We start from the raw sequence: 19,855 nt of genomic DNA on the forward strand, positions 1-19,855 counted from the left end.
TGGGGTAAAGCTTCAGGTGCAGCGTCGTTGCAGGAGGTCGGGGTCCTGCAAGAACGGGGGAGGGCCTGGTCGGGTCCGGGTGCCTGGTCGGGTCAGACAGATTCAGGACCGTTTACTGGATGTTGATGATCTTCGCTGCGGAAGGCACACCCTTGCTGTTCAGGGCAAAGAGCATGTAATGACCGGGAGGGGCCACCTTGTTGTTGAGGGGAGACAGCACACTCAGCTGACCGTAGGAGCCCTGGGCAAATTTGAGGTCCTGGAAACGCTGGTCAAGGTTGAAAGAGTGGGTCACGAAACCGAAGCGGATCAGGGTCACCCTGGAGACCGCAGCTGAGCTGTTCATGGTCATAGGGAAAACCTGGTTGTACCCGAGTTTGCTGGGGGCATAGCTGATGCCGGGTCGTGCAGCGAGCGTGCCATCCAGGTTGAACAGGTAAGGGGGGTAATAGATTTCGGCGTCGCGGTGGTTGTGGTCCTCGCCTGCCCCGATGCCTCCTCCGGCCACCAGCACGCGTCCGTCTGGGAGCAGCAGGGAGGTGGAGTGGTAGTTGCGGCTCACAGCAGCTCTGGCGGCCCGTTTCCAGGTGTTGGTGCTGGGGCGGTAGATTTCACTGTCCAGAACCGGGGTGGAGTCGTCCCACTGTTTGCCGCTGCTGTTTCCGCCGTTCACGAAGATGTCGCCGTTGGGGAGCAGGGTGGCCTGGTGGTGGCTGCGCTTGAACAACATGGGGGCAGCGGCAGTTTTGGCTCCGGTGACGGCATTCACCAGCAGGGATTCGTTGGTGCTGCCATCGTAGTTCCCTGAGGTGTCGGGGGTCTTGTTGGTGACGCCACCTGTGACCAGCAGCCTGTCCGGCTGGTACATCACACTGCTGCCGTGGTAACGGTCGTGGTTGTCCCGCTGACCGATCACGGTCCAGCTTCCGGTGCCTGAGGTGTTCAGTTTGCCCATCAGCACGCCAGGACCGGAGTTGAAGACCAGACCTTCGCTGTTGACGTGCATCCAGGGGTAGAGGTGCTCGAACTTGCCGCCAAACACGCTGGTGGATGCGGTGGTGAGGGTGCGCCAGCTTCCGGTGGTGGTGTTCCAGATTTCGGGGAGGTCTGCGGCTGCACCGTTGTTCACGCCCCCGGTGGACAGGATTTCCTTGTTGGGAAGCACCGTCAGGGTGGGGTACCAGCGGGTGTACTGCATGTCTGGCAGGCGGGTCCAGGTGTTGGTGGCGGGGTCAAACTGGTTGGTGTCAGGGCGGCCATAGAAGTCCACAGGGCCCAGACCGTCGTGTCCACCTGCGGCAAGCACCTTGCCATCGGGGATCAGGGTGTGTCCTGCGCAGAACAGTTCGGTGCCGGTCTGGTTGTCGTAGCGGGTGTGCACATTGGTTCTGGGGTTCCAGACATCCACGAAAGTCAGGTCATGTTCGCCGCTGCTGGGGGGGTCGAAAATGTTGTCGCCGGTGTCGTCGCTGGTGCTCCAGCTGATCACGTTTCCATTGGGCAGGAGGCCCATGTGAACGGCGACCAGGGGCCATGCACGTGCGGGGGTGAAGTAGCCCAGTTGTGCGCGGGAACTGACGGGTCTGGCAAGGTCGGATTCGTCTCCGGTGAGGTCCTGCTGCACGACAGTGCCTTCCGGAGCGGTGGTGACGCTGCTGCAGGCCATGAGTGCGGTGAGCAGTGCAGCTGTGCCGACACCTTTGATCCAATGTGCTGTGGTTTTCATCATCTTCTTCTCCTCGCGAGTGACCAATTTTTGCATGAGGCTTTCTGCTTTCTGCAGTGCAGAAAGGGATGGATGCCTGTTTCAGACAATGGTCGGGGGATTGCCCGAAGCAAATTAATTAGTACTCCTAATGGATGGTATAAGGGATGGTTAAAGTTGTCAAATATATTACGCTGACAGAACAAACGCCCTGATCTTCCGGGAAAGTATAATCTGCGACGGTGTTTTTCTGCTGTGATGGGTGGAAGACTTGGGGATCACCCTGCATGAAACAGGGGAAATCCCCGAGCAGCCTGCTCTGGAAATTCCCCCTGCAAAAAGATCAGCTTTCTGGCTGACTTTCAGTAAAAACCTGCTTCCAGTGGTTGTTTGCCTGTGCGATGGTCTGGAATTCCAGCGCAACCACCTGCGCAGCAATCATCAGTTGCATGGTGTCTTTTGCATAATCTGGCCTGAGGGCTTTGCGCACCTCAGGATCTGGCTGCATGGCGACGATGCTCTTGCGGGCCAGCATGATTGCAAGCTGTCGGCCCTCTTCCGGTGTCGCAGTGATCAGGGACAGGGGTTCGGCCACCCTGGATCACTTGCCAATCTTTCCAGGCAGGCTCAGGTTGCCCGAAGCCACATCGAACACATCAACCACACAGAGGAGTGGATTGTGAACGCTTTCATTCACACGCAGACCCGCAGTCACCCCATCAAACTGGAAGTCGGTCTTGAACCCCAGTTCCTTGAGGGGAACTTTCACGGTGACGGTCTTGCTGGAAATCACGGGCTCATAACCAGGGCTGTCGATCAGGATGGGGAGACCGGGCCAGGTGGCAGGCAATCTGGGTTTGGCCCCCTCGGGGATGTCTTTGACTTTCAGGTTGCCCTTGCCGCAGGCATCATCTGGCACCAGCACCACCCAGTGGCTGTGCCACAGGCCGCCATCGTTGTCCACCTTGCTGTCTCCGTCTTCATCAAAGAGAGGGGTGTCGTCAAAGTCAGGGTGGCTGGTGACCGCCAGGGCAAGTACCCCCTGATCGGCTTCAAAACCCACAGTCGAGGAGTTCAGGGTGGTGGGCCAGACGTAGCTGTAAACGCTGCTGCCAGCCAGTTTTCCAGCTCTGGTGGGCTTCAGGCGGCCTGCTCTGTCGCTGACATCGATCTGGAAGACCAGCTGGGTGCCGCTGTTGGTCACACGGGTGTTCACCAGATCAAAATTGACGTCTTTTGCGTTGCTGGCAGCAGAGGTGATGGGGTGGGCCTGGGCGAGAGACAGGGCAAGCAGGGCGGCAACAGAAAGCATTTTTTTCATGGTGGTTCTCCTTTGAGGTGCGAAAATCCATCCCCCGGCAGCGTGACCGTTGGCAGAATGGCAGGGTTGTGGGCACACGGGAGGGCTGTCCCGCATGGCCTGAAGTCATGGAGATGTCAAAAGCAAAGCCCCGAAGAGCCGATCAGGATTTCAGTTGTCTGGGACCTCAGCGGAGCACGGGAAGCTCAATGGCCCGGTGGTCCGCGCAATCGATCTGCAACTGGGCAAGCTGGAGTGGGCCACCCAGAAAATGACAGTGGTGGGCACTCTGGGGATCGTCATACACATTGGGCTGGAAGAAAGCGCAGGTGAAACACATTTGCACCGGGGCAATCTGTCCCTGCTGCTGCAGCACCTGAATGAGTTTCAGAAGCGTTTGCAGCAAGATGGCCTGCTCGGCAGGTTCCAGGGTTCCCACCGCTTCCATCAGGAAACCTGTCCACTCTGAGGTTTTTTCGGCTTCCTGCTCCCCCAGTGGGGTGAGGGTCAGCTGCAGCTGGCGGCCATCCAGGGGATGACGGATCTTTTTCACCAGCTGTTTTTTGACCAGCATGGTGACCGCATCGCTGGTGGTGGCCAGGGTGATGCCCTGCTGAAGGGCCAGCTGGGACAGGGTCAGTCCCTGGGGTTCAGCTTTCAGTTGCCTCAGGATGTTCCCCTGGGTGGGGGTGAGTTTCTGGGGCGTGGCTCCCTTCCAGGCCTGGGATTTCAGGACCTGGCTGAGTTTGACCAGACCGGTGATGACTTTGGATTGCAGCGTGGGGTCGATCGGTTCTTCTGGCATCTTGCTTCTTCATTTTGACGGGATTGGGCGTGGTTGCAAATACAGCACTTGATGCTTCAGGTCCTCTCCTCTTAGGACTCCTAAGTATTAGTTCAAGGAGGGGGGATCTGTCAAGGGGCCACGTGCTCACGGCAGATTTTGTCCGGGGCAGGATGCTCCAGTGGAAGCTGAAGCAAAGAGCACCAGCTGCTCTCATCGCTGCGGTGGTACTTGCAGGTGCGGCACACCCCGAATGGCTTGCCTCCCTGCTGCTCAATCATCTTGCCCAGCAGCAATTCCAGGGCTTTTTCCACCGAAGCCTGCTCTGGGGGGGCAAGGTGCTCCAGAAGCTGACGGGTTTCCTGCAGATGCTCTGCCAGAATTGCCTCTCCTGCCCCGGTCAAGTCAAAATGCACGATCCTCCGGTCTTTCAGGTCCATGGAACGGCTCAGGTATCCTTTTTGCTCCAGCAGTTTCAGGCTCTGGGAAAGGGTGCCCTTGGTGATGCCCAGATACTCGATGATGGCCTGCGGCGTGTTGCTGAAGCGGTTACAGGCACTCAGGTAGTGCAACACCTCAAAGTGCACCGGATGCAGTCCCGAGGGGTGGGCCCTGCTGTGGTGTCGCATCAGCACACCCAGGCGTTCCATGTAGATCGGGATCGATGACATGCCTTACAGTATCGGGTCCAAACCATCTTGACAATTCCCCAGCTTGCATTTACCTTGAAATGGTATCGACTCGATACAAATTAAACCTGAAGGAGAAGACCATGACCAAAACTGTTTTTTACCATGCCGGATGCCCCGTCTGCGTTGAAGCCGAGCAACAATTCGTCACCGCCCTTGACCCCCAGAAATACCAGGTCGAAGTGGTTCACCTTGGCGAGCAGAAAAACCGTCTGGTGGAAGCCGAGCAGGCCGGAGTGAAATCTGTTCCTGCCCTGGTGCTCGATGGTCTGCCATTTCACATCAACTTTGGCGCAAGTTTGAATGACCTTCGCTGATTGAAATGCACTTTGATCTGCACTGCAGGTCCTGAGTTCAGGTGAAGACATGGACCCGGTCCGGAAGTCTCCAGCTTCCGGACCCTGCGGTCCTGATTTTTGCTATATATCTCTATATCAAGTGCAGATCAAGATCTCATTGCTGAAGCATTCAAAAGCATCTGTGCTGTGCTGACGGCCCGGCCACTTGCTGACTGCCCCTGATCAACCTCACACGTTTTACACCGAGTCCAGACTTATACTGAAACATGATTCGAATTTTCCGTGAACCCATCAATGCCCTGACCCACTGGTTTGGGGCCGGCATGGCAGTGGTCCTCACCATTCTGCTGTGCATATTTGCTTTCAGAGGTGGCGTTCACTGGTGGCCGTTTCTGGTGTATGGGATCAGCATGATCCTGCTCTACCTCGCCAGTGCCACCCTGCATTCCGTCAAAGCCAGAGACCTGGTGCTGCAATGGCTCACCAAACTGGACCACAGCGCCATCTTCATTCTGATTGCAGGTTCTTACACCCCGGTGGCTTACTTTGCCCTGCCTCCAGAGTGGGCAAAGTGGACCCTGATTGCCGTCTGGAGTGTTGCTGTCGCCGGAGTCATCCTCAAACTCATCACCCTGAACCTGAACCGCTGGCTTTCCACCGGACTGTATCTGGTCATGGGATGGGGAAGTGTCCTGCTGGTTCCCCACCTGTTTCAGGCCTATTCCTGGCCTCCGGTGATCTGGATTGCTCTGGGAGGACTGTTTTACTCTCTGGGCGCAGTGGTGTACGGCACGAAGCGCTTCAACCCGATTCCAGGGGTGTTTGGTTACCACGAGATCTGGCACCTGTTCGTGCTGGCAGGAACGGCAAGCCATGCCACAGCCATGTTCTACCTCACAGGGTCACAGACCGCCTGAGCCCCAATGTTTACCCTGATCTCTTCCCTGGAAGAGATTTTTTTTGGCCCTGCACAGGCCTGAAAACGCAACATGGGCTCCTGAACCTGCATCCACTGTAGCTTTCTTTGCTGATGAAGCCTCCTTTTTCCGCAAGGATGAAGGGCAAGGAGGCTTTTATGGCTGATGATCGACAGAATGATCAGGGCAATGATCAAAACAATGATTCCAACTGGGAAGACCGCATGGACCCCAAAGTGGCTGAACATTTCATCGTCACTGGCGATGAAGTGGACCCGACCTTGCAGGCCCAGCAAGAGCAGGAAGATGGTTCCATTGACCATGGAGGCATGGAGAAACACGATGAGGCCAACGATGTTTCAGACATCACCGAATCTGAAGAGAGCATCACGGCCAACGCCATCAACTCCATTGTGGACAGTGAATCCGAGCCTGGAGACCAGGTGGACACCCTTTACGACCTCGATGACGGCAAAGACGACTACCACTGGGAAAAATCGGATGATCCTGCTGTGGCAGGGGATGAGTTTGAGCGCCGTCCCAGCCCCTATTTCCGCAACGATGACACTGCTCCGGACACCTTCACCGATGACCGGCACCGGGATGACACCTCGCCCGAGAACCAGGTGGAAAAAGAGTAAAAGCATCAGCCATCCGCAAGGGTGGCTTTTTCGTGGATCACCAGATCTGACTTCCGTGAAACCCACTTTGACTGAGGTTGCAGGGACAGGGAAGTTGATCTTCTGTCTGCTGGCCATGACAGCCTGAAACTGTAAACCCTCAGAAGGGTCTCTCCTTCTGTTCTGATCCTTCTGTGACAAGACATCGATTTTCCTTTCTGACAAGTGGGTTTTTTCGAAAGCCTGGTCTGAAATCCCTTCAAGTTCTGTCTATACAATTGCATAGTCATATGAATACATCCAGACTAATTTGGATGAAACACAGTCACAACCCATCACCTGGAGGAAACGATGATCAGACACCGTTATGCCATCACCCTTTTGCTGCTTGCCCTGCAACCCGCTTACGCCACCGGAAACCTGTTGATTGTGGGTGGAGGCCTCAGGAACGACAACGCCCCCATCTACAACACCTTCATCGAAAAAGCAGGCGGCAAAGACCAGGCAAAAATCGTCATTTTCCCCACCGCCTCCAGCAGCCTGAGTTCCAGCAAACGCTTCAAGGCAGACCTTGAAGCCCGGGGTCTGAAGCCAGAGAACGTGGTTGTTCTGGACCTCACCACCAGGAATTTTGAGACCCAGAACAAAAACCCGGACCTTGTGGGCCAGATTGACGCTGCAACTGGCGTGTGGTTTGTCGGGGGAGACCAGGCCCGCATTGCAAAAGCCCTGATCAACAAAGACGGGACCGACAGTCCAGCCCTGAGCGCTGTGAAAAAGCTCTACCTGAATCGGGATGGGGTCATTGGAGGGACCAGTGCAGGAGCCAGCATCCAGAGTGCCCTGATGCCTTCTTCTTTTGGGATTCCCATGGACACACTGGATTATGGAATCGCTCCCAGACTGGACATGCGCGGGGTCAACATCTCCAGAGGACTGGGCTTTTTCACGGCTGGCATTGTGGACCAGCATTTCAACACCTATGACGGCAGACATGCCCGCATGGCCCGCTACCTGATCGAAACAAAAACACCTTACGGTTACGGCATCGAGGAGAACACCGCCATGCTGGTGGGTCCAGACGGCAAAATCAACGTGCTTGGTTTCAGTGGCGTCACCCTCATGGACGCCAGCAAAGCCACCCTGAAAGACGCTGCTCTGGGCGTCACCATCAACAACATCGACCTGACCTACCTGCAGACTGGGGACAGTTATGATCCAGCCACCAAAACGGTCACCATCAATGCAGCAAAATCCCTGATTGCTCCGGGCGACGAATACGGCAACGGCAACCGTCTGGTGACGGACCTGAGCCAGCCCAACGCCATCACGCAACTGATCACCTACGGACTGGTGGACAACACCGCAACACAGGCAAAGGGCCTCTTTCTGCGCTACAACGGCAATTACAGTTACGGATATGAAGTGACGTTCAGCAAAACACCCGAAACCCAGGGTTTCTATGGCAGTGTGGCCGGAGTGGATGGCTACGCCTTCAAGCATGTTCGCATGGACCTTGAACCCATCACGGGCAACCGAATGGCACCCGAAGGTCCAGCAGACCTGAACCGCACGCAGTACCCGACCGAAGTCAGTGCAGTTGCCTTCCGGGGCATCCTCCCACCAGACCAGAATGGCAAATTCAATCCCAGACTGAAACTGACCCGTGGTGAACTGGCAGGTGCCCTCACCTACCTGACCCTTGCCACACCGGACAAACCTGTGGACCTGACCGATGTGGCAAAGGACAATGCTTCCTGGGCTGATATTCAGTCGGCCATCAGCTTCAAATTCATGGCCCCTCAGGGCACGGAATTCATGCCTGATGTCCCCGTCAGCCGCGCAGATTTCGCGCAGGCCCTGTTCGAGGCCTACGACCTGTACCAGCAGATGGGCTTGAAAGAAGCAGACCTGTCCGTCAGTGATGCCAGCAAAATCGCTGAAGGGCAACAGAAAGCAGTGGCTGCCGTGCTTGCTGCAGGCCTGATGATGGATAAAAATGGTCGCTTCGATCCCAAGGGTACCGTGAGCAGGGAAGAGGCTGCCTACAGCCTTTACCGTCTGGTGGGCTTTCAGTTCTGACCGAACATCAAAAAGGGCCAGAGGTTTAACCTCTGGCCCTTCTTCTGAAAATTCAGGCTTCTTCAACAGCTTCCAGCATGAAGTTCGGGGTGACCGTCCAGGACTGGTCCGGGTTCAGGGTCACGGTCATGGAATTCACGTTGGGAGGGAAGTTGATCTGCAGTGGGCTCAGGCTTTCGGTGACAATGACCTCTCCCTGCTGCATGGTGTTGCTGAACACCAGCCAGTAATCCGGATGGGGGGTGAAGGTGTAGTGCATGTTGGGTCCGGCCTGCACCAGGAAAGTGGCTGCACCAGACATGCCAATTCCCACGGATGCCGCGCCTGCAGGAACACTGCTGTCTGCCAGAACATTGAAGGCTCCAGGCTCACCTGCCTGGGTCTGGTTCTGGAAGAAAAAAGCATGGTTCTGCAGGTCATAAGACAGGGTGATCTGGTTCTGTTCAGGGGTCGCAGCGGTGATCTGACCAACCTCCACCGCCACACCAGGGGTTAGCACTCCTGTCTCTGACCACACAAAATCGTAATCCAGGGTCCAGTTGAACGTGACATTGGTCTGAGGATAGGCGTACTTTGTCAGCCAGGCCAGGGATTGCGTGTTGGGTTGCTGCTGGAAAATCACAAAGCTTCCGGCCTGCTGGCTGTTGTTGACAATGCGCAACTGGTAATTCATGTTTCTTCCCCTCCACATCAACGGTTTCAGACGGAAATGACCCGTCAGGTGATGTCATAGAGACGCTTGATGTTCTTCCATGTTAGGCGTTTGCCCAGATGTCCAGTACAGGTAAAGTCCTTATAGACAGGAAGTTCAGCACCAATAAAAGACCCCGGATCAATGGTCCGGGGAGGGGTTCAGCGGTCTTTATTCCAGCTGCGGTTCTTTGATTTTCGCCAGAGGTGCTCTGGCAGGTCCGGTCAGCACCTCACCATCGCGGGTGAAGCGGGAGCCGTGACACGGGCAATCCCAGGTTTCCTCGGCAGAGTTCCAGGAGACCTCACAGCCCATGTGGGTGCACATGGCACTGCAAGCGTGCAGTTCGCCGTGCTCATCCCGGTAAACGGCATATTTGCTCATGCCCTTGCGCACAATGTTGCCCTGGCCGGGTTGCAGGTTCTGCACCATCTCTGCGCTTCTGAACCAGTCAAAGAGGTGCATGATGCTGCGCCCTGCCTCACTGACCCACTCCGTGTAATTGCCTCTGGGCATGCGGTTGGGGCTGTACACCTCTGCCCAGGGGTTTTCCACACCGAGCACCTGATCCCGGATGATCATGGACCCGATGGTGGCGTTGGTCAGGCCGTTTCCGGTGTCTCCGGTGATCACATACACATCCCCTGCCTTGCCCAGAAAGCCAATCCCATCTGCGGAATTGAACACCTGACCAGACCATGTGTCAACGCGTTCACTGACCGGGAAGTGGGCTCTGGTCCAGTCCTCAATGTCCTGCCAGCGTTGCTCGGGGTATTCCGGCTCACCCACCCGGTGGTCTGCACCGCCAATCAGGAGCACATCCCCATCTGGCCGCACATAGAAATACGGGTCGGAGGTGTCGTAGAACAGGGCAGGTTCAATCTGCCCGGTGAGCTTCATGGTCATGATGTAGGTGCGGTAGGGAGAATACCTGAAAGAGTATTTGCCCCGTTCACCCACAGGGGCGTTGCTGGCGACAACCACATGTCTGGCATGAACGGTGTGCCCCTGCTCAGTGACCACATGGTCTCCGGTGTAGGACATCACCGGACTGGAACAGAAAATGGCCCCTCCACGGTTCTCAATGGCCCTTGCCAGACCGATGATGTACTTCAGGGGGTGGATCTGGCCCTGGTTGTTGTACCGGATGCTCTGTCCAAAGCCCGTGGCATAGGCAGGGGTGTCAGACAGTGTCGTGTCAAATCCCAGTCCTCTGTGCACAGAGGCTTCCTCCTGAATGTTGTCCTCGTCTCCAGGAGCAGGGACCAGATATCCAGGCAGGCGGATGAAACCACAATCGATGTTCTCGGCCCGTGTGATGCGTTCAATTTCATCGATGGCTGCACTGTGGCTCTGGTAGATCAGTTTCGTGGTGTCGCGCCCGTGAATGGACACCAGTTCCTTGTAAAAGAAGTCCAGCGAGGAGGTCACCTGCGCACTGCTGCGAGGGGTCTCTCCAGATCCGATCTTGTCCCGTTCCAGCACCACCACTTTCAGGCCACTCAGGGCCAGTTGATACGCTGTGCTGAGGCCCGCAATGCCCCCTCCGATGACCACAGCATCGGCAATCAGGTCTCTGTCCAGAGCCGGATATTCCGGCAGGTCCATCATCCAGTGTGAGTAAGTTGGCATGCTTACACCTTCGCAGTTGTGCGTTCAGCTTGCGGTCAGAACCTTTACAGTTCGATTGCAAGCTCAGACTGTTTGCTTGAGAATTCGGACTCCAGTGGAGGAAATGCGCACCGGGCCTTCAAGGCTTTCCTTGCTGATCAGGTCCGTCCAGCTTCCTGAAAGGTCATGCTGCAGGGGCGTCCCACGGGTCATCAGGATCAGGACCCGTTCATTTCCATAGCGTCGCTCAAAAACCAGGTGGTCCCCTTCGGCGTGCAAGATGCGGAAACTGCCTTCTCTGAGCGCAACTTCCTGGTGCCGCAACTGAATCCAGGTTCTGTACCACTGGTAAATCTCTGAATCCCACCGTGCCCTGTCATCCCAGGGCATGGTGCGGCGGTTGTCGGGGTCATCGGCCCCTTCCAGACCAATTTCATCTCCGTAATAGATGCACGGCACCCCGATGAACCCGAATAGCAAAGCCACCCCGAGTTTGCGTTTCGCCAGATCCGGGCAGACGGTGGCAAAGCGTTTCACATCGTGGGAGTCCAACAGGTTGAATGCGGCCAGTTGATGGTTGAAAGGCAGGTGGCTGAGAGGTCGGGTCAGGGCCTCTGCATATTCCCTGGCATCCAGCTTTGTGGGGTGGCCCTTGTGGTCCTGATCCGCCAGGAAAGACCAGGTGGGGCTCATGAACGCGAAGTAATTCATGGTGGCGTCTTCCACCCCGCCTTGCACCCACAATGTGGCATCTCCAAACTGTTCTCCGAGGATGTAGGTGTCTGGTTTTGTCTCTCTGGCCGCTTCCCACAGCTCAGCAAGGATCTGCTTGTTGTCTTTGTCGGTGCCTTCTGAGCCAATCATGGACGCCACATCCAGACGCCATGCATCAATGTTGTACGGTGCTTTCAGCCAGAAACGGATCACCGAATCGGGATTGGCATAGATCTGTCCGCGCACCTCATGATGGGCGTAATTCAGTTTGGGCAAGGTGGAAAAGCCCAGCCAGGAGAGGTAATCGTCTGGATTCTCTCCAGAATAGTTGTAATACTGCCGGAAGTTCTCACTCTGGTAGGCTCCGGGTTCTTCATAGCGGCCTGCTTTGTTCATCCAGCGGTGCCAGTCTCCGGTGTGGTTGAAGACCCCATCGAGCATCACCCGGATGTCCTGTTCATGCAGCTCATCCACCAGCTTTGCAAACCCCTCATTGCTGCCAAAGTGCGGGTCGATGCGGTGGTAATCCTGGGTGTCGTACTTGTGGGCAGAAGGGCTTTCAAAGATGGGGTTCAGGTACAGGGCATTGATGCCGAGCTCCTGAAAATAGGAAATGCTCTGCCGGATGCCTTCAAGGTTCCCACCGTAAAACTCCATGTAACCCGTCTCGGGTCTGGGTAGCTCATCCCATTCGCGGGTCTCCACCTCTTTGTCGGTGTAGCGGTACTGGCCTTTCTGGACCCGGATGCCGGGCTCACCGATCTTGAAGCGGTCTGGAAAAATCTGGTAGAAGATGCGGTTTCGCACCCAGACTGGCGGTTCCTTGCTGGAAAAACTGAAATCCTGCAGCACACTGGGCGCACTGGGACTCACTCCAGCCTGATTGAGCCACCAGACCCGCCCATTCACAATCACCTTGAAGCGGTAATGAAACTTCTGGTGGTGGGTGACGGGCATCTCTGCAACCCAGCGTCCGTCTCCGTAGGGTTTCAGTTCGGTGTAACTTGAGGCTCCATGCAGGTAGCCCACAGCCCAGCCTTGCTCAATTGCAGGCTCGGCTTCCAGAAAAACCCGGGCAATGTCCCCTTCCCGTTGCAGAAAAAATGGTGTTCCATCATGGTAAAGCTGCATCGTGCCTCCTTTTGAAAACAGAGTGAAAGCAGAATCTGGTTTCACTGTACCCAATGCCTGCACAAATCGGGCGCGGGATTCCACACAAAGCCTGAGCAGAAATCCGTGCGAACCAGGACATGAATGTGCATTGATAACAAACAAACCGTCTGGACGGTTTTAAGATGGCCGCATCATGCCCAGCAACGTTCAGCGCACCCAGACCACCAGAGCTGCCATCTTGCAGGCCGCTGCCGAACTGGTCCAGCGTCATGGAAGCCGGCACCTCACCCTGCTCAAAGTGGCCCGGCAGGCAGGGGTCAGCAAAGGGGCCCTCACCCACCACTACCCGAGCAAAGACCTCCTGCTCAATGATTTGATTCAGCACCACCTTACGGCTTTCAGCAGCACACTCGAAAAGTCGGATTTGCCTTATGGGGTGGCCTACGTGAGACATGGCAACCATGACGGAACCCGGGGCCTGGCCCACGGCCTGATTGCTGCACTGGGAGCCCATCCAGCAGTGATGGAGACCATCAGGGAACATGCCAGCAACTGGCAACAGCACTTTCACTCGGTGGATGCCAACATCGCCCGACTGGCCACCGACGGCCTCTGGCTGGCCGAGGTGCTGGGATTGCCCGTACCAGAGGGGCAAGACCGAGAGCAGTTGCTGGCACGCATGGAAGAACTGGCTTCTGGTCCCCAGGAGAAACCAGGAGAAACACCATGAAAAAAACGGAGTTGCTGACACAGATCAAACCCCATCTGCTGATCACCGACCTGGGTTTTCTGGTCTACTGGATGCTGACTGCTGTCGGAGTGCTGTCCCCTGTCCCAGCAGATGCTTTGCACTCCAGTGACTTCCTCACCGCCTGGAACTGGTCGTTTCTGCCGCTGGATGTGCTGGCCTCCCTTCTGGGACTGCTCGCTGTCTTTCTGACTTCTCGTTTTGATGTGACCCCACTGGTGGTGGTCAGCCTGACCCTCACCCATGTGGCCGGACTGAATGCCATCGCATTCTGGGCCATCCGGGGGGATTTCTCGCTGGAGTGGTGGCTGCCCAACCTTTACCTGATGCTTTTCCCTCTGTGGTTCCTGCCGCGCCTGATCTGTTTGCAGACAAGACCCATCACGCCTGTCCTTTGATGTGCTGCAAGCAAAAGGCAGAAGCTCAGGCTTGATTTGCCTTCTTGCTTCTGCCTTCTTCTTTCTGCCTTTTAATCAGGTGTCACATTGCTGGTGTGCCCGTTTTCGCCTTTGTCTCCAGGATTGTTGCCAGGGGCTCCCTGTTCTCCGGCACGGTCACCTTCAGCGGATTTGCCGCTGTCGTCCTGATGGAAGGTGTGAATGATTTCCCGCTGTTCCTGCTCCTGTTTTTTCATGGCTTCGCTCTTGGGTTCCTGATCAGGCATAAATGCTCCTTTCAATGAAATTCAATGTGATGTCTTACTCGTCTGCAGCTCTGGGGTTGATGACGCGCTCTGCAACCAGGGTCAGGCCCTTGTCGGCTTCATATTCCTCGTTGAGGTTGTCTTCAAGTTTGATGGCAGCATTGGTGTAACCCAGTTGCTGGGCCCAGGTGCGCAGGGTGCCATAAGTGGCGATTTCATAATGCTCGGTTTTCTGGGCGGCACCGATCAGGGCAGCGTCCAGCACAGAATCCTCAGCATCATCTTTTTGCTTGAGGATTTCCTCGGCTTCCTTGATCAGGCCTTTCATGGCCTGACAGGTTTTGGCCTTGGGTTTTTCATCGAGTTCTTTAAAAACGGCTTCCAGGCGCTGTTTCTGTTTCTCGGTTTTCTTGATGTGGTCTTGAAACAGGGTCTTCAGCTTCTGGGATTTGGCGGCCTCAGCCATTTTGGGCAGGGCTTCAAGAAGTTGGGTTTCGGCGTCGTAGATGTCCTGCAATTGTTCAACAAACAGATGCTCAAGATTGTGCATGATGATCCTCCTTCAGGAATCGTGGGATGAATGACACACGCATTTCTGCATGCCAGATTGATCTGCCTGGATTGACGGGCAATGGTGATCAACACCATCATCCTAGTGGAAAGCAGTGATGGTTCTGTGAAAGATATCCTGCTGAATGGGCATTTCAGCTTCACCTGAAATTCATTTTTCGAAAATTCGATCAATTTCAGAATAAAACTTAAGTGAAACTGAGGCCAATAAGCACAGCTCTTCTATACTGAATTCAAACTGAATTGCACATGCTAAAACCATGTAGCAAATCATACTGAAAAAGTGTACCATATTATGCTTTTGAATCTTCACTCTCTATCATAAATCAGGCGTATCCTGAGAAAGACGTAGCGCTGATCCGCACCAGCTGTTGGCATTCAGAAAACACACATGGTCTGTTTTTGCTCTCGGCTCTCGGCCCTCGGCTCTCGGCAAATGAAAAATAACCTGGAGGTAAAACACATGGAAGACACGCCGATGGAAAAACCCGGATATCAAAAAGAAATGACCCCCAGACCGGAAGTCATCAGCAAAGATTACAAGCCCGCAGGAAAACTTGAAGGACAGGTCGCCATCATCTCAGGGGGTGACTCTGGAATTGGCCGTTCTGTTGCGGTGGCATTCGCAGCAGAAGGGGCAGATGTCGCCATCATCTACCTTGAAGAAAACGAAGACGCCCGCGACACCCGCAAGATGGTCGAGAAATGGGGCAAGAAGTGCCTCCTGATTGCCGGAGACGTGGGCAAACCCGAGTTCTGTGAACAGGCCGTGCAGCGCACCCTGGAGGAATTCGGCAAGCTGGACATCGTGGTGAACAATGCCGCCGAGCAGACCCCCCAGGAAGACTTCATGAAAATCACCCCGGAGCAGCTTGAAAAAACCTTCCGCACCAACATCTTCGGATATTTCTTCCTGACCCGCGCAGCCATGCCCCACCTGAAAGAGGGAGCACGCATCATCAACACCACCTCGGTCACCGCCTACCGTGGAAGCCCTGGACTGGTGGATTACTCTGCCACCAAAGGGGCGATTGTGGCCTTCACCCGATCTCTGTCAGGCATGCTCGCTGAACAAAAAATTCGCGTCAATGGCGTGGCTCCCGGTCCCATCTGGACCCCACTGATCCCCAGCACCTTCCCGGAAGACAAGGTGGAAAAATTCGGGGAAGACACCCCACTGGGGCGCCCTGGTCAGCCCAGCGAAGTGGCCACCTGCTTCGTGTTCCTGGCCTCTCAGGACAGCAGTTACATCACCGGTCAGGTGCTGCACCCCAACGGCGGGGAAATCATCAACGGATAAAAAGCATTCAGCTTTCAGCGGTCAGGAACAAAGCAAAGAGCCAGGAACATTTGGCTGTCAGCAGAGTGGAAAAGGTCTGGTTGCAGACCAAATTGAGCATTTTGGCTCACCTGGCCCTCTGAGCTTTGATCAAGATTCTGATCCAGCACACATCCTCGGTCTCCTGGCCATCAGCGAAAGAATCCAGTCCTCTTTTGCTGATGGCTGAAAGCTGAAGGCTGACCGCTCCACACTACCTGCATGGCAGGGCTCTGGATTTCCTCTGAACTGTCAGTTTTCTGTCACACACAATCGTTACGCTGTAGTTGTGGAGTTGTTCGATCCAGTTCAGAGGGACCTGAAACAGGTCATTTCCCTGCTGCACCGTCCCGATGTGGACCAGCAGGTCAGCAAGATTTACCAGATCCTTTACCGGGTGGCATTGCGGATCGGCAAAAGAACCAGAGCCAGCAGGGGAGAGCCTTTCACCCTGCGGCGCAAAGAGGATGACTTTCTGCCTGTGCGCTTTCAGCTGTACAAGGCCCATTGCCTGAAAGCCGTCACAGAAGCACTTGACCAGTGGAAACAGCGTCCCAGAACCCGGGATCAGCTGAACGAAATTTTTCTCTGCATGCAAGTGGCCCTGGCCTGCTTCTGAGACCAAAACAAACCCGGAGAGATGTCTCTCCGGGTTTCACTTTGTGGACTTGAAGGGAAAACTTACTTCAGGGCACTCCAGAAGCTCTCTCCAGGGCCTTCCCACTGCACCCCAAGGGCCTCTGCCACGGTGGCCCCCACATCACTGAAAGTGGCCCGTTCTCCCAGATCCACTGCACCTTTGCCAGGGCGGTAGGTCAGGAGCATGCCGTATTCGCGGGTGTGATCGGTCCCGGGAGCAGTGGGGTCGTTTCCGTGATCGCTGATCAGGACCAGCAGGCCATCCTCGGGCACCTGGGCCAGAATTTCAGGCAGGTGGTCATCGAATTCCTTCAGGGCATTGCCATACCCCTGGGGGTCCCGACGGTGGCCGAACTTGGCATCGAAATCCACCAGGTTGGTGAAGACCAGACCGTTGAAATCTTCCTGCATGCGCTTCAGGGTTTTCTGAATGCCATCCAGGTTGTTGTCGGTGTGGATCTCCTCGGTGAAGCCCTGGTGGTCGTAGATGTCGGGGATCTTGCCGATGCCCACCACGTCTTTGCCTGCCTCATGCAGTGCATTGAGCACCGTCCGAGGCGGGGTCAGTGAGAAATCCTTTCGAAGTTCCCCTGCACGTTCGAAAGGAAACGCCCCTTTGAACGGACGGGCGATCACGCGGGCCACAGCGTACTCCCCCTGCAGGATGTCACGGGCCTTCTGGCAGTAGTCGTACAGGGTCTCAATGGGAGTCACATCCAGATGGGTGGCAATTTGAAATACGCTGTCGGCACTGGTGTACACGATGGGGTAACCGGTTTTGATGTGCTCCTCGCCGTAGTCCTTGATGACCTCGGTTCCGCTGTAAGGCAAGTTGCACAGCCATTTGGTGCCAATGGCCTCCTCAAAACGGTCCATCACCTCCTGTGGAAAACCATCACTGAAGGTCCTGAAAGGATGCTCCAGCTGAACCCCCATGAATTCCCAGTGTCCGGTGGAGGTGTCTTTGCCCGCACTGACCTCTTTTAGGCGACCATAGCCACCCTCGGCCTGATCAGGGCTTTCAAGATTCACCGTTGGAATCTTGCCCAGACCCAGCTTTGCCAGGTTGGGAAGCTCGACTTTGCTCTGCTCCAGCGTGTGGTTGATGGTGTGAGAACCCACGTCCCCGAACTTTGCAGCATCAGGAAGTTCGCCCATGCCCACAGAGTCCAGCACAATCACTGTGATTTTCATGGTTCACTCCTTCTCGGCAATGGCGGCTTCCAGGGCAATCTGCACCATGTCATTGAAACTGGTCTGGCGCTCCATGGAACTGGTGGCCTCCCCGGTCACAAGGTGGTCACTCACAGTCAGGATGGTCAGGGCCTGCACCCCATACTTTGCCGCAATGGTGTAAAGTCCCGCAGCCTCCATTTCCACGCCCAGCACGCCAAACTGAGCCCAGATCTTGTAGTGGTCCGGGTGGTCGTTGTAGAAGGTGTCGCTGGAGAAGATGTTCCCCACGCGCACAGCCTTGCCTGCACGTTTTGCAGCCAGGTAGGCCTGATGCAGCAGTTCAAAGTCAGCGATGGGTGCAAAGTTCCTGCCCCCAAAGCGAATGTTGTTGATCTGGCTGTCGGTGGAGGCCGCCTGGGCGAGAATCACATCGCGCACCTTCACATCCTCGTGGTAGGCCCCGCAGGTGCCCACCCGGATCAGCTTCTTGCAGCCATAATCGCGGATCAGTTCGTTCACGTAGATGGAGATGCTGGGAATGCCCATCCCGCTTCCCTGCACGCTGATGCGGTGCCCTTTGTAGGTTCCGGTGTACCCCAGCATGCCACGCACATCGTTGTGCTGCTCGGCATTCTCCAGAAAGTTCTCGGCAATGTGTTTTGCCCTCAGGGGGTCACCGGGGAGAAGGACGGTTTCTGCGATCTGGCCGGGTTTTGCATTCAGGTGTACGCTCATGGGGTTTCCTTTGTGTGGTTGGGTGAGAGGGCGGATGGGGGAGGGGTGGTTGGAAAGAGTGGACAGTTTACAGTGAACAGTTCACAGCAAGATGGGCTCTGGCTCCTGGGTGGACGAGGAGGGAAACTGCCCCTGTATTTCGTTGACACGCTGTTTTCAAGCGGCTACATAGCCTTCTGCCTTCTGCCTTCTGCGGCGAGCATCGCCTTACGAAATGTGCCCCAGAATCAGTGGCATTTCTGCGGGTTTTGCTGCATCAATGCGAAGGGCTTCCTGAACCAGTGTGAAGGCAGCATCTTTGCCTTTCTGGTTGTGGTAGATGCGGGCGATGGGCTGTCCTGCTTCGACAGCATCCCCGATTTTGTGCAGCAGTTCGATGCCCACCGAGTGGTCGATGGCTTCCCCTTTGGTTTCCCGGCCTCCGCCGAGGACCAGCAGGGCCTGACCGATCTTGAGGGCTTCGATGTGTGCAATGAAACCAGACTGTCCTGCTTTGACTTCCACGGTTTCTGGAGCCACATGGAACAGAGAGGGATCATCGATGTACCTGGGGTCGCCACCCTGTGAGGCCACAAAGGCCCGGAGTTTGGCGAGGGCAGAGCCATCTTTGAGGACTTCTCTGGGTCTGCGGTCTGCTTCTTCTTCACTGAAGCCTTCTGCAAGCAATGTTTCCTTCGCCAGGGCGAGGCACAGTTCACGCAGGTCTTCGGGGCCTTCGCCTTTAAGGGTGGAGATGGCTTCGAGCACTTCCAGGGTGTTGCCGGTCATGAATCCGAGAGGGGTTTCCATGTCGGTGAGCACTGCCCTCACGTTGCGTCCGCTCAGTTTGCCGATGTTGACCATGGCCTCTGCCAGCTTGCGACCATCTTCCAGGGTCTTCATGAAGGCACCGCTGCCCACCTTCACGTCCAGAACGATGGTTTTTGCACCTGCTGCAAGTTTCTTGCTCATGATGGAACTGGCGATCAGGGGCAGGCAGTCCACGGTGGCGGTCACGTCCCGCAGGGCGTAGAGCAGGCCATCTGCAGGGGCAAGGTTTTTGCTCTGTCCCACCAGCGCCAGACCGATTTCTCTGGCCTGTTTGAGGAAAGGCTCGTCTGCGAGCACGGGGCTCCAGCCTGGAATGCTTTCCAGTTTGTCGATGGTGCCTCCGGTGTGGGCCAGACCGCGCCCGCTCATCTTGGCCACCGTGAGGCCCAGGGCGGCCAGCATGGGGGTCAGGACCAGACTGGTCTTGTCGCCCACCCCTCCGGTGGAGTGCTTGTCCACGGTGTGGGACAGGCTGGAGAGGTCCAGCATGTCGCCACTTTCGGCCATGGCGAGGGTCAGGTAAGTGGTTTCCTCGGCGGTCATGCCCTTGAAGAACACGGCCATCAGCCATGCGGCCACCTGATAGTCGGGCACCTGTCCGTTCACATAATCGAGGATCAGGGTGCGCAGTTCGGCTTCGGTGTGCTGACCACCATCCCGTTTCTTCTGGATCAGGTCGGGGATGCGCATG

The 19,855-nt window shown here is 56.0% G+C and carries 21 protein-coding genes; 8 read left to right on the forward strand and 13 right to left on the reverse strand.

The features are described from left to right. Positions 1-112: 112 nt before the first annotated feature. From DC3_RS01705 to DC3_RS01725, 5 genes are all read right to left on the reverse strand, one after another. Entirely contained in the window at positions 113-1,729 is a 1,617-nt protein-coding gene (locus DC3_RS01705; protein ID WP_186815764.1) for a galactose oxidase-like domain-containing protein, read from the reverse strand. Positions 1,730-2,048: 319 nt separating this feature from the next. Then, positions 2,049-2,300: a hexameric tyrosine-coordinated heme protein gene (locus DC3_RS01710; RefSeq protein WP_222594672.1), complete on the reverse strand. Its 252-nt coding sequence runs from the start codon at positions 2,298-2,300 to the stop codon at positions 2,049-2,051. A 6-nt stretch (positions 2,301-2,306) separates the two neighbouring features. Continuing rightward, positions 2,307-3,026: a hypothetical protein gene (locus tag DC3_RS01715; RefSeq protein ID WP_146881850.1), complete on the reverse strand. Its 720-nt coding sequence runs from the start codon at positions 3,024-3,026 to the stop codon at positions 2,307-2,309. Between the two features lie 166 nt (positions 3,027-3,192). Further along, on the reverse strand, positions 3,193-3,810 hold the full coding sequence (locus DC3_RS01720) for a MarR family winged helix-turn-helix transcriptional regulator (protein ID WP_146881851.1): 618 nt from the start codon (positions 3,808-3,810) through the stop codon (positions 3,193-3,195). A 110-nt stretch (positions 3,811-3,920) separates the two neighbouring features. Continuing rightward, complete coding sequence (locus DC3_RS01725) at positions 3,921-4,460, reverse strand: MarR family winged helix-turn-helix transcriptional regulator (protein ID WP_146881852.1); 540 nt, start codon at positions 4,458-4,460, stop codon at positions 3,921-3,923. A 101-nt stretch (positions 4,461-4,561) separates the two neighbouring features. Between DC3_RS01725 and DC3_RS01730 the strand changes: the two genes are divergently transcribed. The 4 genes from DC3_RS01730 (at position 4,562) to DC3_RS01745 (ending at position 8,396) form a co-directional block, all read left to right on the forward strand. Beyond that, positions 4,562-4,795: a thioredoxin family protein gene (locus tag DC3_RS01730; RefSeq protein ID WP_146881853.1), complete on the forward strand. Its 234-nt coding sequence runs from the start codon at positions 4,562-4,564 to the stop codon at positions 4,793-4,795. 248 nt (positions 4,796-5,043) lie between these two features. Further along, positions 5,044-5,694, forward strand: a complete 651-nt coding sequence (trhA, locus tag DC3_RS01735) for a PAQR family membrane homeostasis protein TrhA (RefSeq protein ID WP_146881854.1) — start codon at positions 5,044-5,046, stop codon at positions 5,692-5,694. 158 nt (positions 5,695-5,852) lie between these two features. Then, positions 5,853-6,335, forward strand: a complete 483-nt coding sequence (locus DC3_RS01740; RefSeq protein WP_146881855.1) for a hypothetical protein — start codon at positions 5,853-5,855, stop codon at positions 6,333-6,335. A 330-nt stretch (positions 6,336-6,665) separates the two neighbouring features. Further along, complete coding sequence (locus tag DC3_RS01745) at positions 6,666-8,396, forward strand: cyanophycinase (protein WP_146881856.1); 1,731 nt, start codon at positions 6,666-6,668, stop codon at positions 8,394-8,396. A 52-nt stretch (positions 8,397-8,448) separates the two neighbouring features. Here the strand turns inward: DC3_RS01745 and DC3_RS01750 are convergent, their stop codons facing one another. The 3 genes from DC3_RS01750 to malZ form a co-directional block, all read right to left on the reverse strand. Further along, positions 8,449-9,069: a RhiA family protein gene (locus DC3_RS01750; RefSeq protein ID WP_146881857.1), complete on the reverse strand. Its 621-nt coding sequence runs from the start codon at positions 9,067-9,069 to the stop codon at positions 8,449-8,451. Between the two features lie 189 nt (positions 9,070-9,258). After that, positions 9,259-10,719: an FAD-dependent oxidoreductase gene (locus tag DC3_RS01755; RefSeq protein ID WP_146881858.1), complete on the reverse strand. Its 1,461-nt coding sequence runs from the start codon at positions 10,717-10,719 to the stop codon at positions 9,259-9,261. Positions 10,720-10,782: 63 nt separating this feature from the next. Next, positions 10,783-12,543, reverse strand: a complete 1,761-nt coding sequence (gene malZ, locus DC3_RS01760; protein WP_146881859.1) for a maltodextrin glucosidase — start codon at positions 12,541-12,543, stop codon at positions 10,783-10,785. Between the two features lie 175 nt (positions 12,544-12,718). Between malZ and DC3_RS01765 the strand changes: the two genes are divergently transcribed. Together DC3_RS01765 and DC3_RS01770 are read left to right on the forward strand one after the other, a co-directional pair. Continuing rightward, the gene (locus DC3_RS01765; protein WP_146881860.1) at positions 12,719-13,255 is read left to right on the forward strand and encodes a TetR/AcrR family transcriptional regulator; all 537 of its coding nucleotides are present in this window, start codon (positions 12,719-12,721) and stop codon (positions 13,253-13,255) included. Then, positions 13,252-13,671, forward strand: a complete 420-nt coding sequence (locus DC3_RS01770) for a DUF5360 family protein (protein ID WP_222594673.1) — start codon at positions 13,252-13,254, stop codon at positions 13,669-13,671. The genes DC3_RS01765 and DC3_RS01770 overlap by 4 nt, the downstream gene beginning before the upstream one ends. Before the next feature lie 71 nt (positions 13,672-13,742). Here the strand turns inward: DC3_RS01770 and DC3_RS01775 are convergent, their stop codons facing one another. Then, a complete protein-coding gene (locus DC3_RS01775) occupies positions 13,743-13,937 on the reverse strand; it encodes a hypothetical protein (protein WP_146881861.1) in 195 nt (64 codons plus the stop codon). A gap of 34 nt (positions 13,938-13,971) precedes the next feature. Continuing rightward, positions 13,972-14,466, reverse strand: a complete 495-nt coding sequence (locus DC3_RS01780) for a YciE/YciF ferroxidase family protein (RefSeq protein ID WP_146881862.1) — start codon at positions 14,464-14,466, stop codon at positions 13,972-13,974. 456 nt (positions 14,467-14,922) lie between these two features. On the opposite strand from DC3_RS01780, the gene DC3_RS01785 reads away from it, so the two are divergent. Next, positions 14,923-15,786 carry an SDR family oxidoreductase gene (locus tag DC3_RS01785; RefSeq protein ID WP_146881863.1) on the forward strand — a complete coding sequence of 288 codons (864 nt, stop codon included), beginning with the start codon at positions 14,923-14,925 and terminating at the stop codon, positions 15,784-15,786. A 307-nt stretch (positions 15,787-16,093) separates the two neighbouring features. After that, positions 16,094-16,423: a hypothetical protein gene (locus DC3_RS01790; RefSeq protein ID WP_146881864.1), complete on the forward strand. Its 330-nt coding sequence runs from the start codon at positions 16,094-16,096 to the stop codon at positions 16,421-16,423. Between the two features lie 62 nt (positions 16,424-16,485). Here the strand turns inward: DC3_RS01790 and DC3_RS01795 are convergent, their stop codons facing one another. The 3 genes from DC3_RS01795 to DC3_RS01805 all read right to left on the reverse strand — a co-directional run bounded on the left by DC3_RS01795 (position 16,486) and on the right by DC3_RS01805 (position 19,854). Then, entirely contained in the window at positions 16,486-17,637 is a 1,152-nt protein-coding gene (locus DC3_RS01795) for a phosphopentomutase (RefSeq protein ID WP_146881865.1), read from the reverse strand. Positions 17,638-17,640: 3 nt separating this feature from the next. After that, positions 17,641-18,354: a purine-nucleoside phosphorylase gene (gene deoD / locus DC3_RS01800; RefSeq protein ID WP_146881866.1), complete on the reverse strand. Its 714-nt coding sequence runs from the start codon at positions 18,352-18,354 to the stop codon at positions 17,641-17,643. Between the two features lie 207 nt (positions 18,355-18,561). Next, positions 18,562-19,854 (reverse strand): thymidine phosphorylase, encoded by a 1,293-nt coding sequence (locus DC3_RS01805; RefSeq protein ID WP_146881867.1) that lies wholly within the window; start codon positions 19,852-19,854, stop codon positions 18,562-18,564. Position 19,855: the final 1 nt, after the last annotated feature.

Source organism: Deinococcus cellulosilyticus NBRC 106333 = KACC 11606, from assembly GCF_007990775.1.
In the GTDB taxonomy this organism is placed as follows: domain Bacteria; phylum Deinococcota; class Deinococci; order Deinococcales; family Deinococcaceae; genus Deinococcus_C; species Deinococcus_C cellulosilyticus.